This is a genomic window from Roseivivax sp. THAF197b (genome assembly GCF_009363255.1).
Classification (GTDB): domain Bacteria; phylum Pseudomonadota; class Alphaproteobacteria; order Rhodobacterales; family Rhodobacteraceae; genus Roseivivax.
The window spans coordinates 3,536,663-3,549,948 of record NZ_CP045318.1 but is presented as its reverse complement, the minus strand read 5'-3'; the positions used below and the strand labels follow the sequence as shown (position 1 = coordinate 3,549,948).

The window sequence follows — 13,286 nt, the reverse complement described above, 5'->3', positions numbered from 1 at the left end:
GCCGCGCGGCCTTGCCCGCCTTACTCGTTCTCTGCGCCCGGGGCCGCCCCGGACGCGCACCCTGTTATACCGCGTTCGGCGCGGGGTGGGACAGGGGACCAAGCGTCGCCTCCGCGTCGTGTGCGGAGATGAAATCGAAGTTTCCCGCATCCATCTCGCCTGGTGCCACCTCGGCGAGGCAACAGACCGGGCTCGGCCCGTTCGGAGTTCTCAGCGTGACATGGGTTTCGTCCCGGTCCTCGTCGTAATCGAAGGTCAGATCAGCGATGCCCGCCGCGCCCATCGCGTCGGGAAAGACCACCACGACCTGATCCCGCTCGGGATCGAACGCGTCGAACCTTGCGCTGCTTCCGGCCATATCCGGCAGAACCAGCGTGTCGGAAGGGTCATGATCTGGCTCCGCATTCTGCGCGTGATCCGGATTCATGTTCTCGGGTCGGTCTACGGCGTCGTCCTCCTCCGGGCTGTCCGCCATCATCGCCCCGCCGAGCGTGCCGCCCACGAGGGTGAGTCCGAGCGCTGTCAAAGCCTCCAACATGCTGATTGCCTCACACCATCAAACCCCGTCTCGCGCGGGATGTCTTGATTGTGCGTAGCCCACGATCCCGGCGGGATTATGGCGAAAGCGGAAACAATGGCGGCGCGGCGATGGCGGCGGGTCAGCGCCCGCGGAACCAATCCGAGATGCGCTTGCCGCGGGACCGCAGGCCGTCCGAGGCATCGTCGAAGCTGTCTTCGACCTGATCCAGCACCGGATCGATCCGCGCCTGCTGGAAGCGCCGCCAGCGCACCCAGATCGCCCAGAAGAAGGCCACGAGCAGGATCATCGTGATGATCGCGCGCCAGGGGATGATGGTCACGTCCGGGCCCGCGACCGGCTTGATCGACAGCGCGTTCGGGAAGACCGACAGGAACTCCAGACGCCAGCCGTAATGCCGGATCGCCACCCAGGCAGGCGCATCGGCTGTGGAACGCAGATCGGCGGCTTCCGCTTGCAGGTTCGAGCTGTCGAACTTGAAGAAGGGCGGCCAGCCCCAGCCGGTATCCTCGTTGCGGTAGACCATGATGTCATCGCCCGCGCGGCGGGTCTGGATGAAGAAAACGTCCCGGCTGTCGGTCTGTGCCGATCCGGCATCGCCGCGCGCCCAGAACAGCGCGTTGGAGCCGATATCCTCGCGCTTCTCATAGGTGTCGGTGATGCGCGCGATATCGTTTTGCGGCAGAGTGTAATGCAGGAAGGCCAGCACCACGATCCACCAAAGCGCGATCAGCGTCCATTTCACATATGCCATGGCGGGGCGGTCCTTTGCTGCGAATGCCTTCCGTCAATCTGGCCCTTTGGCGCCTGCGATCCAAGGGGTCACGTGCCGTCGCTGCGATCATTGCGCGCGTGCCGCGTATTCCGTCGGCGGGTCTGCCGCGTCTCCCCGGACCTGCTTGGGGCCCAAGACTGCGCCCTGAACATGACGTCCGCCCCGCCCATCCCTCCCGGAGGGCGGGGCGGCCTCTCTCCCCCGATCAGCCGACCACGTTGAAATCCGGCCCGTAAGGATAGCCGGTGATATTCTCGTTGCCGTCCTCGGTGATGAGCAGGATGTCATGCTCCCGGTAGCCGCCCGCGCCGGGCATGCCCTCGGGCAGGGTCAGCATCGGCTCCATAGAAATGACCATGCCCGGCTCCAGCACCGTGTCGATATCCTCGCGCAGCTCCAGCCCCGCTTCGCGCCCGTAATAATGCGACAGGACGCCGAAGGAATGGCCATAGCCGAAGGTGCGATATTGCAGGAGATCCCGCTCGGTGAAGAAAGTGTTCACGCCCTCGGTCACCTCCGAACAGCGCATGCCCGGCTTCAGAAGTGACATGCCCAGCTCATGCGCGCCGACATTGGCCTCCCAGATCGCGCGGGAGGCGTCATCGACCGCGCCCACAAACAGCGTCCGCTCGAGCGCGGTGTAATAGCCGGAAATCATCGGGAAGGTGTTGAGGCTCAGGATGTCGCCGCGCTCGAGCTTGCGCGCGGTCACGGGGTTATGCGCGCCATCGGTGTTCAGCCCCGACTGGAACCAGACCCAGGTGTCGCGATATTCCGCATCGGGAAAGCGTTCGGCGATCTCGCGCTCCATCGCATCGCGGCCCGCCATGGCGATATCGATCTCGCGCGCGCCCTCGGCGATTGCGTCCCGAATGGCATAGCCACCCACATCAGCCACGGCGGCACCGGCGCGGATCAAGGCAATCTCTGCGGGCGATTTGACCATGCGCTGGCGCATCGTGGCGGGCGCGATATCCACGATTTCCGAAGGCTCCAGAAAAGCGGTCAGCCGGTCCCGCGCCGCGATCGTCATGTGATCGCCCTCGATTCCGATGCGCAAACCAGTGCCCGCGACATGCGCGGCTGCGCGCCAGAAATTATCGCGGGTCCAGTCGGTATAGGTCAGCTGATCCCCGTAGGAGCGCCGCCAGGGCTGGCCCGCATCGATCCCGGCTGACAGCGTCACGCAAGCCTCGCGCGTCACGACAAGACCGTAGGGCCGCCCGAAGCTGCAATAGAGAAAGCCCGAGTAATAGGCGACATTGTGCATCGAGGTCAGCAGGCAGGCATCGAGCCCCGCCGCCGCCATCGACTGCCGCAACCCGGCCAGGCGCGCCTCGTATTCGGCGCCCTCGAAGGGCAGCACGGCCTTCTCGCCGTTGTGACAGGGATAGAAATGTGGTCGATCCATGGGTGAACCCCTCCTGGTCACGCGCCGCGCGGCCCTTCCCAGGCCTTCATGGCGCGCAGAAAGGTCCCGGCGTTCAGGACGGATGGAAAAGGCCATCGGGGCGACGCCATCGCCCGGCCATGTCGCCATATTCCCCGAAACAAGGGTTCAGGCAAGCGCCCATTGCGCCTCAAGCGTCGCGCAAGCGCCCCTTCTCATCCGTGCGACCCACCTCAACGGAGGAGCGCGCCGCCCCTGTCACGACCGGACCAGAAATACCTCCGGGGAGCGCGAGGGGCTGGCCCCTCGCTCCCGCCCTCCCCACGGGGCGCGACCCTCAGAGGCCGAGCACGACCTTCGTCATCCGGCTGTCGGGATCTTCCAGCCCGTCGATGACGTCGAAATGATGCCGCCCCGCATCTTCCACCAGATCGGCGCCCCAGGCCTCCGAAAGCCAGCGCGCCTGATCCAGAAATACGGGCCGCTCCTCGGCGCCGACCCAGACCGTCACCGGCACGGACGGTTTCGGCTGATGCAGCGGGCTCTCGGCACGCGCGCTGTCGGCATCGAGGCCCAGCTCGGCATTCATCGAGGTCTTCAGAAGCGGCTCCAGATCGCAAAGCGGCGAGATCGGCATGACCGCTTCGATCCGCGATGCGACATCCTCGGGCAGCATGTCCGGGGCCAGCATGCGCGAGACGAGATGCCCGCCCGCGGAATGGCCCGCCAGGCGGATCGGCACGTTCGGCACCTCATGCGCGGCCACGGCGATCGCATCGGCAATCTGACGAGTGATGTCGGCGATCCGCACCCGCGGGCACAGATCGTAGGAGGGCATCGCCACCGCCCAGCGATGGGCCATGGGGCCTTCCGCCAGATGCGACCAGTCCTCGCGGCCGAAGCGCAGCCAATAGCCGCCATGCACGAAGACCAGAAGGCCTTCGGGGCGGCGCAGAGGCAGGAACAGGTCTATGGCATTTCGCGTTCCATGCCCGTACATCAGACCCAGCCGAGCGCGGTTCACCGCGCCAAGCTTGCTCCGCAACGCCTGTGCCTTCTCGGCCCAACGCGCAGGGTAGGCCTCGGCATCGGGTATGTGAGGTGCATTTGCGTATGCGTCATCGAGTTCCATGAATGTCTCCGGTCGCTTTGCAGCGACCATACCGCGCAGAAATTTGGGGTCCATCCCCGCTGTAAATTGAAAGGAGAGCGTGATGCTCGACCAAACCACAAACCTTCCCGAGCTCCTGCGGGACCCCAGCCTGCTGGAAAGCCGCGCCTATGTCGGCGGCGACTGGATCGACGGCGATGACGGCACGTTCGAAGTGACCAACCCCGCGCGGGGCGATGTCATCGCCAAGGTCGCGGATCTGTCCCGCGCGCAGGTCGGAAAGGCCATCGACGCGGCCTATGCCGCGCAGAAGGACTGGGCCAAATGGACCGGCAAGGAGCGCGCAAACGTCCTGCGCAAATGGTTCGACCTGATGATGGAAAACCAGGAAGACCTCGGCAAGATCATGACCGCCGAGCAGGGCAAGCCGCTGGCCGAAGCCAAGGGCGAAATCGCCTATGGCGCCTCCTTCGTGGAGTTCTTCGCCGAAGAGGCCAAGCGCGTCCTCGGTGAACAAATTCCGGGCCACGGGCGCGACAAGCGCATCCTCGTGATGAAGCAGCCCATCGGTGTGGCCGCCTCGATCACCCCTTGGAACTTCCCCAACGCGATGATCACCCGCAAGGCGGCCCCGGCACTGGCCGCGGGCTGTTCCTTCGTGGCACGCCCCGCCGCCGAGACGCCGCTTTCGGCCATCGCGCTGGGCGTTCTGGCCGAGCGCGCGGGCATCCCTGCAGGCGTCTTCAACGTGGTGCCCTCCTCCTCGGCCTCCGAGGTCGGCAAGGAGTTCTGCGAGAACGAAAAGGTCCGCAAGCTGACCTTCACCGGCTCCACCGAGGTGGGCCGCATCCTGCTGCGTCAGGCCGCCGACCAGGTGATGAAATGCTCCATGGAGCTTGGCGGCAACGCGCCCTTCATCGTCTTTGACGACGCCGATATCGATGCGGCCGTGGAAGGCGCCATCGCCTGCAAGTTCCGCAACAACGGCCAGACCTGTGTCTGTGCCAACCGCCTCTACGTGCAATCGGGCGTCTATGACGAGTTTGCACAGAAGCTGAAGGCGGCGGTTGAGAAGCTGAAAGTGGGCGACGGGCTGTCCGAAGACGCTGTCGATCTGGGCCCGCTCATCACCCGCGATGCCATCGACAAGGTGCAGGAGCATATCCGCGACGCCACCTCGAAGGGCGCGACGCTGATCCTCGGTTCCGACAAGGATGACGCAGACGGAAACTTCTTCCATCCTGCCATCGTCACCGGCGCCACGCAGGAGATGGCCTTCGCGAAGGAGGAAACCTTCGGCCCGCTCGCGCCGCTCTTCAAGTTCGATGACGTCGACGACGTGATCGCCATGGCGAACGACACGATCTTCGGCCTGGCCTCCTATTTCTACGCCAAGGACCTCAGCCGTGTCTGGAAGGTCGCCGAAGAGCTGGAATACGGCATCGTCGGCGTGAATACCGGCCTCATCTCGACCGAGGTCGCACCCTTCGGCGGCGTGAAGCAATCGGGCCTTGGCCGCGAAGGCAGCCATCACGGCATCGAGGAATACATGGAGATGAAGTACGTCTGCCTGACGGTCTGACCGTCCAGACGTTCTGTCAAACAAAACGCCCCGGGTATGGCCGGGGCGTTCGCGTTTCGACGGTATATCGGTGAAACGGGCCGGATCAGTTGACCTTGTCGGCCTCGAGCACGTCCTTGCGGGTTTCGACCGTATCGACCTTCTGGATCGCGATGCGGCGCGGTTTCAGCGCCTCGGGGATCTCGCGCTCCAGATCGATATGCAGCATGCCATCAGTGTGCGATGCGCCAATTACTCGGACATGGTCAGCGAGCTGGAAGCGACGCTCGAAGGCGCGGGTGGCGATGCCGCGATGCAGGTAGGTGCGGCCTTCATCCTCGTCGGCCTTGCGGGCGGCGACGACAAGCGCGTGGTCCTTCACCTCGACAGACAGATCATTCTCGGAAAAGCCCGCAACGGCGATCGAGATGCGGTAGGCGTCATCCGCCGTCTTCTCGATGTTGTAGGGCGGGTAGGTGGGCTGGGCGACATCGGATGCCAGAACCCGGTCCATCATGTCGGCGATCTGATCGAAACCGACGGTTGCACGGTAAAGCGGTGCGAAATCAAAGCTACGCATGGGTTATCCTCCTGTGAGCGATACCATTCTGGAATGCGCCTTCCCGTCCGGGACAGGCGTCTGGAGATGCCGGGACCCTGATGCGGCGTCCCGACGGATCAGAAATGGGATGCGTCTTCGAGGCTTTCAAGACCCGCAATCGCAAATGTCGATCCGGAGCAATCCATTGGGATCGCTGACTTTCCTTGCATATGTGGCGCGCCTGAACGTTATTCCGAGGCAGCGCCGGTCTCCGCCTCGCGCTCCGCGGGGCGCAGAAATTTCGCGGCGGTGGCGGGACGGCCCGATCCGGTGATGGTCTTCACGCCGGGTGGGCGCGACTGGTCGATCTCGGCGTCGAGCAAGTCGCGCAGGACATCCAGGGTGCCGCCCAAAATTACCCCGAGCGATACCGCGTCCTCCCCGACTTGGGCTTTCGCGGACACGACCGAGACGATCCGCGGGGTGCCGCTTTCGAAGGAGAAGACGGGCGCGCCGGACGCGCCGAAATCAACCGCGCAAGACATCACGATGATACCGTCCTGTCGTGACAGGACATCGCAGCGCTCCTGCAGGTCCGGCGCGGTCTCGTCGCGGCGACCGTAAGAGACGACGCCGACGTCATCGCCTGCCTCGGGGTCCTCGTCGGTGGCGAAGGCCGTGATCGTGGTGTTGCGGATCGGGTGCTGCAATTCCAACAGGGCGAGGTCATGCCGGACGCGCGCGCTGTCGGTTGCCGAGGTGAAATCGAAATCCGGATGGGCGACCGCGCGGCGCACCCGGCGATAGGCGGCGGCGCGCCCGTTCTCCCAGCCTGCCAGGAATTCCATCTCCTCGACGGGCACCGGCGCGCCGGTATCGCGATCGAAGAGGCAATGGGCGGCGGTCAAGACCAGCGCCTCAGAGATCAGAGCCCCGGTGCAAAAAGCCTTGTCCTTGAATTCCAGTCGCCCAACGGCCCCCCAATCGCCCTCCGGGCCGCCACCGAACAGCTGGGTAATGCCCTGTCCCGAGGCAGGACCGGCGAAGAGCCCCGTACAGAGGCAGGCGACAAGAAGGCGTTGGCAGCGCGTCACAAAGGAATCCCTGGTGGTTTCACCCTGCCTCGCGGCCCGGCGTGTCACCAATGTGGCATATCTTTGCGATCTTGTTTCGATCTGCGGGTTACTCTGTTTCCATCAGCTTGGGCGGCTTCGGCCCGCCCGTAGCCCAATCCAGAAGCTCGACCGTATGGACGACGGGCACATCCGTGCCGCCGCCGATCTGCATCATGCAGCCGATATTGCCCGCGGCGATCACTTCGGGCGACTTCGCCTCGAGCGTACGGACCTTCCGCTCTTTCAACTGCTTGGAGATCACGGGCTGCATCAGGTTGTAGGTGCCTGCAGAACCGCAGCAGAGATGGCTGTCGGCCGGCTCCACCACCTCGAAACCGGCCTTCTTCAGAAGGGCCTTGGGGTATGTCTTGATTTGCTGGCCGTGCTGCAGCGAACAGGCGGCGTGATAAGCCACGCGCATGGCGCCACCGGAGGCGCCCTTGGGCGGCGCGTAGATGCCATGCCCCGCCGCCGCGTCGGTGCCCGCGATCCCCTCGCGCGCTTCTTGCGCCGTGTCGGTCTCGGGTGTGGCCATCAATTCGTTCAGCACCTCGGAGACATCGCGGGCGATCTCTGAGACGCGGGCGGCGTCCTTCGCCATGTCCGTGGTGCGGAACATGTGGCCGTAATCCTTTACGGTCGTGCCGCATCCGCTGGTATTGATCACCACCGCATCGAGGCCCTCGCCGTCCATCTCGCGTGCCCAGGCGCGGATGTTCTTGGCCGCTGTCCCGTGGCTTTCGTCGATCTTTCCCATGTGGTGGGTGAGCGCGCCGCAGCAGCCGATGCCCTCGGCGATTACCACCTCGGCGCCCAGCCGGGTCAGAAGGCGAATGGTCGCATCGTTGATATCCGTGTTGAGCGCGCGTTGCGCACAGCCCGTCATCAGCGCGACCCGCATCTTCCTTTGGCCCTTGGCGGGGAAGGTCTGCGGATCGTCGTTGCTGCTGACCGGCGGGATGGTCTTCGGTGCCATCTCCAGCATGGCCTGCAGGCGCACATCGGGCATGAGCTTTGCAAACGGGCGTCCGATCTTGGCGCCCAGCAGCGCCAGCCGGAAGCGGCCCGGATAGGGCAGGATGCGCGCCAGAACCCAGCGCAACGCGCGGTCCTGCCAGGGGCGTTCATATTTCTCTTCGATATAGGCGCGGGCGTGATCGACGAGGTGCATGTAATGCACACCCGAGGGACAGGTCGTCATGCAGGCGAGGCAGCTGAGGCAGCGGTCGATATGCTTGACGGTCTTGTCGTCCGGCACGCGCTCGTTCTCGAGCATGTCCTTGATCAGGTAGATGCGCCCGCGCGGGCTGTCGAGTTCGTCACCCAGCACCTGATAGGTCGGGCAGGTCGCCGTGCAAAACCCGCAATGCACGCAATTGCGCAGGATTTCGTTCGAGCGCGCGACATCGGCATCCTTGAGCTGTTCGGGTGTGAAGGTCGTCTGCATGGGAAATCCTCAGCTTGAAAGCATCTGCGCGGTGGCCAGGCCAAACCACGGGATCGTCGTGGCGAGGCTGCCTGCCACGCGCGTGGCGAGGTCGGTTCTGGGGCGGTGCATCATGCGCCGTGCGGCATGAGCGATGAAGGCGACGGCGCTGACCCATCCCAGCCAGACGGCAGCGAGGCCCGACAGGGGTGACCGGTCGAACAGGCTCGCGCCGAGAAGGGCTGCGGCGAGCGCGCCGATGGCCAGCGCGGCCAGAAGCGGCTTCGTCGGATCGGGCTGGATCAACAGCAGGAACAGGAGCGGCCCGACCGCGAAGGAGAGCACGAAAGCGATCAGAAGCGGGGGCATCATGCGGGCTCGGTCACCGGGCTGAACAATCCGCGCGGATCGAAGCGGGCGCGCAGGCCATCGGTGATCTTCGCGACCGGTGCGGGTTCGGGATGCAGGCGCGGGATCGTGCCACGGGCCGCATCGCTCATCCGGACCAAGGTACCATGGCCTGCAATGCCGCCCATCGAAGCGCGCGCATCGGTGCCCTCGGGCATCCGCGCCCAGACGAGGCCGCCGCCCCAATCGTAAAGGATATCGTCTGCGCCCAGCGCCCGGGCCAGCGCCGGCCCGTCCGACGGCTTGACCGAAAAGCGCCAGATATCGCCCGGCTGGTCCTTCATCAGCTCCGCATCGCGCACCCAGGCCCAGCCTGCCGCGGCGCGGTCCTGATCGGTCTCGAGCGTGATATCGCCGAAGGCGGCAAGCAGCTTCTTCAGCTCCGCGGCGCGATAGGTGATCTGCGTCTCGAACCCTTCGATCCGCAACATCGTGACGGGATGCCCGTCCGGGCCGTTGGGCGCATGGGCCGCGCCCGTGATCTCGAACGGGGAGCCAAGCGCGCGGCTCATCGCCTGCACTGCCTGAGCGTCGTCGAGCCCGTTGATCCGCAGGGTTGCGATCATCTCGGGCACCGGCAGTACCTTGAGCGACACTTCCGTCATGACGCCAAGCTGGCCCCAGCTGCCCGCCATCAGCTTCACCAGATCGTAGCCCGTGACGTTCTTCATCACGCGGCCGCCATTCTTGACGATGTTGCCGGCCCCGTCGACATATCGCACGCCCAGCATGAAGTCGCGCGCGGCGCCCACCTGAATGCGGCGCGGGCCGGAGGCGTTGGTCGCGGCCACGCCGCCCAGCGTCGGGGTGCCGGTCGTGCCGAGGATGGCGCGGTGGTCGATTGGCTCGAAGGCGAGGCGTTGATTTTCCGCAGCCAACGCGGCCTCGATTTCCGCCACGGGCGTGCCCGCACCGGCCACCAGCGTCAGCGCGCCGGGCTCGTAAAGGGTGATGCCCGACAGCCCGCCCGTGTCCAGCACGGTGCCCGTGCCCGCGCCGCCGCGCGTGCCGCCGCCGCGGATCTGCAAGGGCCCCTTGGCCGATTTGATCGCGGCGCTCAGCTCGTCTTCCGATGTGGGTGTCATACTTTGATTTCGTCCGGATTTGAGAGGCCCCGGCGTGCATGGCCGGGGCAGGTCTGGGGCTTATTCCGCGGCCACGTCCAGGGCCCGGCGCGCATCCGAGGCATCGAGCGGGAACACCTTCGCGGGGTTCAGAAGCCAGTTCGGATCGAACACGTCCTTCACCGCCATCTGCGCCTCAAGATCGGCGGGCGCATATTGCACATGCATCAGGTCGCGCTTCTCGATGCCGACACCGTGCTCGCCGGTCAGGCAGCCGCCCACCTCGACGCACAGCTTGAGGATGTCGGCGCCCATCGCCTCGCATTTCTCCAGATCGCCCTCCTTGTTCGCGTCGAAGAGGATCAGCGGGTGCATGTTGCCGTCGCCCGCATGGAAGACGTTGGCCACATCGAGCCCGTATTCCTTCGACATCTCGCCGATCCGGGTCAGCACGCGCGGCAGTTCCGACACGGGGATCGTCCCGTCGAGGCACATGTAATCGTTGATCTGCCCCATGGCACCGAAGGCCGATTTCCGGCCCAACCAGATCCGCCCCGCCTCGTCGGCATCCTTGGCCTCGCGCAGCTCCACCGGATTGTGGCGCTTGGCGATCTCCATGATCAGTCTCAGCTGGTGGTCGATCTCAGCGTCGGAGCCTTCGACCTCGACGATCAGAAGCGCCTCGCAATCGGGGTAGCCCGCCTTGGCGAAGGCCTCGCAGGCGCGGATGCAGGGGCGGTCCATGAACTCGATCGCCACGGGCAGGACACCCGCCTTGATGATGTCGGACACGCAGGCGCCCGCCACCTCATTGGCGTCAAAGCCCATCAGCACGGGCCGCGCACCTTCGGGCTTGCGCAGGATGCGCAGGGTCGCCTCGGTCACGACGCCCAGCTGTCCCTCGGAGCCGCAGATCACGCCCAGCAGGTCGAGCCCCGGCGCGTCGAGATGTGCGCCGCCCAACTCCACGACGGTGCCGTCCATCATCACCATGGTGACGCCCAGCAGGTTGTTGGTGGTCACGCCGTATTTCAGGCAATGCGCGCCGCCCGAATTCATCGCGATATTGCCCGAGATCGCGCAGGCCAGCTGCGAGGATGGATCGGGCGCGTAGAAGAAATCCTCCTCCTCAACGGCGCCGGTGACCGAAAGGTTGGTCCGTCCGGTCTGCACGCGGATGAAGCGGTTGTCGTAATCGGTCTCAAGTACATCGTTGAGCTTGGAGACGCCAAGAATGACGCAATCTGCCGTGGGCAGTGCGCCGCCTGCAAGCGATGTGCCCGAGCCGCGCGGCACGACGGGCACGTCCAGCTCGTGGCAGATCTTCAGCACGGCAGCGACTTCGTCCGTGTTGGCGGGAAGAACGGCAGCGAGCGGGGGGCATTTATAGGCCGTGAGCGCGTCGCATTCATAGGCGCGCGTTTCCGCCACGTCGTCGATCACCGCATCAGCGGGCAGGACGCGGCGCAAGCGGTCCACGATTTCCGCCTTGCGGCCGAGGACACGGGCGTCGGGGGTTGGCATCTGCATCGCGAAAACTCCCTTTTGGCACTTGACGTGTATCTAGCATTTTCAGAGGCAAAGCCATACCCCAGAGGGTGGCGATGCATCGCCGCAGGGGCGCTGTCCGCAGTATATGGCGGGTAGAAGCGGCACAGGGAGCGCGAAAGACAGCATGTTGGTTTGGGTCAAGGTCATTCATATTCTGTGCGTCATGGGATGGATGACATCCATTTTCGCGGTGCCGCGGGCGCTGATCTACTGGAAGCGCGAATATGCGTCTCTCGATGCGTTCGGCCCGCTGGGCGATCTGACGATCCGGCTCTACCGCTTTTCGCTGGGTCTCGGCGTGATCGCCATCATCACCGGCTTCTGGCTCGCGGGCATGCTGGCGATGCCGGGTTGGGTCTGGTGGAAAGTGGCGCTGGTGGCGGGACTTGCGGCGCATTACGGCTGGACCGGTCGCATGGTGCTGCGCGCACGGCGCGGGGTCTTCACCGAAAGCGACCGCTTCCTGCGCATCTTCAACGAAGTCAGCGTCTTCGTGGTCATCGCCGTGCTGTGGGTCGTCGTGGCGCAGCCCGTCTGATGACGCCCACGCTGCTGCAATTCATGGCGCCTGCGGATTGGGTCGCGCTTGGCGTTCTGATCACCGGCTGGCTTTCGGTCACGCAGATCATCGAGAACCCACCGGCGGCGCGCCCCTCCACCTCGATCCTGATGGCGGAGTATCGTCGCGCCTGGATGGTGCAGTTCCTGCATCGCGACCCGCGCATCTTCGACAGCCAGATTGTCGGCATATTGCGGCAGGGTGCGACCTTCTTCGCCTCGGCCACGATGATCGCCATCGGCGGCGCGCTTGCGCTGATCGGCAACGCCGACCGGCTGCAGGGTGTCGCACGGGACCTGACATTGCCCGCCGATCCGACCATCGTCTGGGAGGTGAAGATCGCGCTGATGCTGCTCTTCGCCGTGAATGCCTTCCTGAAATTCGTCTGGTCACACCGCCTGTTTGGTTATTGCGCCGTGCTCATGGCAGCGGTGCCGAACGATCCGGCCGACCGCGCGGCACTGGCCCGCGCACGGCAGGCGGGCGAGATCAACTCGACGGCAGCCCGCAGCTACAATCGGGGGATGCGGTCGGTGTATTTCGGCATTGCAAGTGCGGCCTGGATGATTGGCCCGATCGCGCTGATGCTCGCAACCGCGCTGACCGTGGCAGTCATCCTGCGGCGGGAGTTCTTCGCCAGCAGCCGCGCCGTCCTGCTGACCGCGCGTCCCGAAGACACGGAAAAATGACCCTCGTTTCAAGGACCGGGTGCTAATCAGCGATATGCGCAAACACATCCTCGCCCCCGCTCTTCTCGGCCCGCTCTCGATCTGCCTTGCTCTCGCGACATCCGTGGCGGCAGACCCGCCCGAGATTCGCGATGTCTCCTTCGAGAAGCTGGGCATGGATTGGCGCGTCTCGGTCACGCTGGCCCATCCCGATACCGGTTGGGACCATTACGCGGATGGCTGGCGGATCGAGACGGAAGAGGGTGAGGTGATCGACACCCGCGTGCTGCACCACCCGCATGTGCAGGAGCAGCCCTTCACGCGCTCGCTTTCCTCCGTGATGGTGCCCGATGGCGTCTGGACCGTCTATGTGCGGGCACGGTGCTCCGTCGATGGCTGGTCCGAGAACCGCGTCGCCGTGAAGGTCCGCCCGGAACTCTGACATCTTCCGTGCCGCAACGTGCGCTGCCCCATGGCGCGCGCGACCGTCCTGTCACGTTCGGACCAGAAATACCTCCGGAGGTTTGGAGGCAGAGCCTCCAACGCGGCCGCCCCGCGGACGCGCCCCCCGCGCCGCAG

Annotated in this window: 14 protein-coding genes; 4 read left to right on the top strand and 10 right to left on the bottom strand. The window is 65.2% G+C overall.

The window, feature by feature from the left end; genetic code table 11:
• Positions 1 to 64 precede the first annotated feature (64 nt).
• The 4 genes from FIV09_RS17070 to FIV09_RS17055 form a co-directional block, all read right to left on the bottom strand.
• Entirely contained in the window at positions 65 to 538 is a 474-nt protein-coding gene (locus tag FIV09_RS17070; protein ID WP_152451864.1) for a hypothetical protein, read from the bottom strand.
• A 121-nt stretch (positions 539 to 659) separates the two neighbouring features.
• A complete protein-coding gene (locus FIV09_RS17065; RefSeq protein ID WP_152451862.1) occupies positions 660 to 1,292 on the bottom strand; it encodes a DUF1523 family protein in 633 nt (210 codons plus the stop codon).
• Positions 1,293 to 1,518: 226 nt separating this feature from the next.
• Positions 1,519 to 2,724 carry an aminopeptidase P family protein gene (locus FIV09_RS17060; protein ID WP_152451860.1) on the bottom strand — a complete coding sequence of 402 codons (1,206 nt, stop codon included), beginning with the start codon at positions 2,722 to 2,724 and terminating at the stop codon, positions 1,519 to 1,521.
• 316 nt (positions 2,725 to 3,040) lie between these two features.
• Positions 3,041 to 3,835, bottom strand: a complete 795-nt coding sequence (locus tag FIV09_RS17055; protein WP_152451858.1) for an alpha/beta hydrolase — start codon at positions 3,833 to 3,835, stop codon at positions 3,041 to 3,043.
• A gap of 82 nt (positions 3,836 to 3,917) precedes the next feature.
• Between FIV09_RS17055 and FIV09_RS17050 the strand changes: the two genes are divergently transcribed.
• Entirely contained in the window at positions 3,918 to 5,396 is a 1,479-nt protein-coding gene (locus FIV09_RS17050; protein ID WP_152451856.1) for an NAD-dependent succinate-semialdehyde dehydrogenase, read from the top strand.
• Positions 5,397 to 5,481: 85 nt separating this feature from the next.
• Here the strand turns inward: FIV09_RS17050 and FIV09_RS17045 are convergent, their stop codons facing one another.
• The 6 genes from FIV09_RS17045 to FIV09_RS17020 form a co-directional block, all read right to left on the bottom strand.
• Positions 5,482 to 5,955, bottom strand: coding sequence for an Hsp20 family protein (locus FIV09_RS17045; RefSeq protein WP_152451854.1), 474 nt, complete (start codon positions 5,953 to 5,955; stop codon positions 5,482 to 5,484).
• A gap of 209 nt (positions 5,956 to 6,164) precedes the next feature.
• Complete coding sequence (locus FIV09_RS17040) at positions 6,165 to 7,010, bottom strand: serine protease (protein ID WP_371417733.1); 846 nt, start codon at positions 7,008 to 7,010, stop codon at positions 6,165 to 6,167.
• Positions 7,011 to 7,098: 88 nt separating this feature from the next.
• On the bottom strand, positions 7,099 to 8,478 hold the full coding sequence (glcF, locus tag FIV09_RS17035; RefSeq protein ID WP_152451852.1) for a glycolate oxidase subunit GlcF: 1,380 nt from the start codon (positions 8,476 to 8,478) through the stop codon (positions 7,099 to 7,101).
• 9 nt (positions 8,479 to 8,487) lie between these two features.
• Positions 8,488 to 8,829, bottom strand: coding sequence for a hypothetical protein (locus FIV09_RS17030; protein WP_152451851.1), 342 nt, complete (start codon positions 8,827 to 8,829; stop codon positions 8,488 to 8,490).
• On the bottom strand, positions 8,826 to 9,950 hold the full coding sequence (locus FIV09_RS17025) for an FAD-binding protein (RefSeq protein ID WP_152451849.1): 1,125 nt from the start codon (positions 9,948 to 9,950) through the stop codon (positions 8,826 to 8,828). The genes FIV09_RS17030 and FIV09_RS17025 overlap by 4 nt, the downstream gene beginning before the upstream one ends.
• Positions 9,951 to 10,010: 60 nt before the next feature.
• Positions 10,011 to 11,459: an FAD-linked oxidase C-terminal domain-containing protein gene (locus FIV09_RS17020; protein ID WP_152451847.1), complete on the bottom strand. Its 1,449-nt coding sequence runs from the start codon at positions 11,457 to 11,459 to the stop codon at positions 10,011 to 10,013.
• A gap of 148 nt (positions 11,460 to 11,607) precedes the next feature.
• On the opposite strand from FIV09_RS17020, the gene FIV09_RS17015 reads away from it, so the two are divergent.
• The 3 genes from FIV09_RS17015 to FIV09_RS17005 are packed head-to-tail and all read left to right on the top strand — an operon-like array spanning position 11,608 to position 13,149.
• Positions 11,608 to 12,018, top strand: a complete 411-nt coding sequence (locus FIV09_RS17015; protein WP_152452701.1) for a CopD family protein — start codon at positions 11,608 to 11,610, stop codon at positions 12,016 to 12,018.
• Positions 12,018 to 12,728 carry a DUF599 domain-containing protein gene (locus tag FIV09_RS17010; protein ID WP_152451845.1) on the top strand — a complete coding sequence of 237 codons (711 nt, stop codon included), beginning with the start codon at positions 12,018 to 12,020 and terminating at the stop codon, positions 12,726 to 12,728. Before FIV09_RS17015 ends, FIV09_RS17010 begins: the two co-directional genes overlap by 1 nt.
• Before the next feature lie 34 nt (positions 12,729 to 12,762).
• Positions 12,763 to 13,149: a hypothetical protein gene (locus tag FIV09_RS17005; protein ID WP_254702261.1), complete on the top strand. Its 387-nt coding sequence runs from the start codon at positions 12,763 to 12,765 to the stop codon at positions 13,147 to 13,149.
• Positions 13,150 to 13,286 lie beyond the last annotated feature (137 nt).